Source organism: Bacteroides sp. AM44-19, assembly GCF_003603395.1.
GTDB classification, from domain to species: Bacteria; Bacteroidota; Bacteroidia; order Bacteroidales; family Bacteroidaceae; genus Bacteroides; species Bacteroides uniformis.
Genome location: NZ_QTNB01000055.1, coordinates 1 through 1,912, shown reverse-complemented (window position 1 = coordinate 1,912; position 1,912 = coordinate 1). Strand labels below are relative to the sequence as shown.

Annotated in this window: 2 protein-coding genes and 1 pseudogene; all 3 read left to right on the top strand. The window is 51.7% G+C overall.

The window, feature by feature from the left end; genetic code table 11:
• On the top strand, nucleotides 1–1,227 hold a 1,227-nt coding region (locus tag DW947_RS21325; protein WP_119958634.1), incomplete at its 5' end, for a TraG family conjugative transposon ATPase.
• 33 nt (nucleotides 1,228–1,260) lie between these two features.
• Entirely contained in the window at nucleotides 1,261–1,644 is a 384-nt protein-coding gene (locus DW947_RS21320) for a DUF3876 domain-containing protein (RefSeq protein ID WP_005809203.1), read from the top strand.
• 26 nt (nucleotides 1,645–1,670) lie between these two features.
• Nucleotides 1,671–1,883 (top strand): annotated as a pseudogene (locus tag DW947_RS21315) (DUF4141 domain-containing protein); the annotation flags it as partial.
• Nucleotides 1,884–1,912: the final 29 nt, after the last annotated feature.

Here is a 1,912-nt window from a genome sequence, read left to right as displayed (position 1 = left end):
ATAAATAAATGTTGGTACGGATTAATCACCACCAACCGCAACAAGTTCGTATTAGGTCCTTCGGGCAGCGGCAAATCCTTCTTTATGAACCACCTCGTGAGGCAATACTACGAGCAGGGTACGCACGTAGTGCTGGTGGACACGGGAAACTCCTATCAGGGCTTGTGCGAGATGATCCGGCGCAAAACAAACGGGGCGGACGGCGTGTACTTCACCTACACGGAGGAGAAACCGATTTCGTTCAACCCGTTCTACACCGATGATTACGTGTTCGACGTGGAGAAAAAGGACAGCATCAAGACATTGCTGCTGACGCTCTGGAAGTCGGAGGACGACAAAGTGACGAAGACGGAGAGCGGCGAACTGGGCAGTGCGGTGAACGCCTATATCGAGTGTATCAGGGCTGACAGGAGCATCATCCCCTCGTTCAACACCTTCTACGAGTATATGCGTGACGACTACCGCCGCGAACTGGCAGAACGTGAGATAAAGGTGGAGAAGTCCGATTTCAACATCGACAATATGCTCACCACCATGCGGCAGTATTACCGGGGAGGACGCTACGACTTCCTGCTCAACTCCACGGAGAACATCGACCTGCTCGGCAAGCGGTTCATTGTCTTCGAAATTGACAGTATTAAGGAAAATCGCGAACTTTTCCCTGTGGTAACAATCATCATCATGGAAGCCTTCATCAACAAGATGCGCCGTCTGAAAGGCGTGCGCAAGCAACTGATAGTGGAAGAGGCTTGGAAGGCTCTCTCTTCGGCGAACATGGCTGAGTACCTGCGCTATATGTACAAGACCGTGCGCAAGTATTACGGGGAGGCAATCGTGGTGACGCAGGAGGTGGACGACATCATTTCCTCGCCCGTCGTCAAGGAGAGCATCATCAATAATTCCGACTGCAAGATACTCCTCGACCAGCGGAAGTACATGAACAAGTTTGATGCCATACAGTCCCTGTTGGGGCTGACGGAGAAGGAGAAGTCGCAGATACTCTCCATCAACATGGCGAACAACCCGTCAAGGCTCTACAAGGAAGTCTGGATCGGACTGGGCGGCACGCAGTCGGCGGTCTATGCCACCGAAGTTAGTGCTGAAGAGTATCTGGCGTACACCACTGAAGAAACGGAGAAGGTGGAGGTTTACCGTCTGGCGGAGCAGCTGGGCGGCGACATCGAAGCCGCCATCCGGCAGCTTGCCGAAAGACGAAGGAATAAGTAAAAACAGATTCATCAACTAAAAAAGAAAATGCGTATGAGTATATCAAGAACGAAAATGCTGCAAGTCAGCAAGTGTTTAATCGGGCTGGCGGTCATGATGCTGCAATCCTGCGATGTAGCGGACAATCGCCGCGACCTGCTTTGCGGGAACTGGGAAAGTGTGGAAGGCAAGCCCGACGTGCTTATCTACAAGGAGGGCGAAGCCTATAAGGTGACGGTATTCAAGCGGAGCGGCATCCGCCGCAAACTAAAGCCGGAAACCTATCTCTTGCAGGAGGAGAACGGCAACCTGTTCATGAACACCGGCTTCCGTATCGACGTGTCCTACAACGAAGCGACGGACATCCTGACCTTCTCGCCGAACGGGGACTACGTGCGTGTGAATCCGAAACCGGACCATCCGATAAGCGAGCAATAACGATAACCACTAAAATCCAAAGTAACATGAGAACAAGAATAACATTTATTATCTGCCTGTGCCTGTTTGCAGTCGGCAGGGCAAGCGCACAGTGGGCGGTGATAGACCCGTCCAACATCGCGCAGAGCATCGTGAACACCTCGAAGAACGTGGTACACACTTCCACGACCGCCCAGAATATGATAAAAAATTTTCAAGAGACGGTGAAGATTTACGAGCAGGGCAAGAAGTATTACGACGGTGCGCCCGTATAGGCGATATAATAAAT

Excerpts from the sequence above, each read along its gene's own strand:
- DW947_RS21320 (WP_005809203.1), top strand. The coding sequence starts at position 1,261 with ATGAGTATATCAAGAACGAAAATGCTGCAAGTCAGCAAGTGTTTAATC.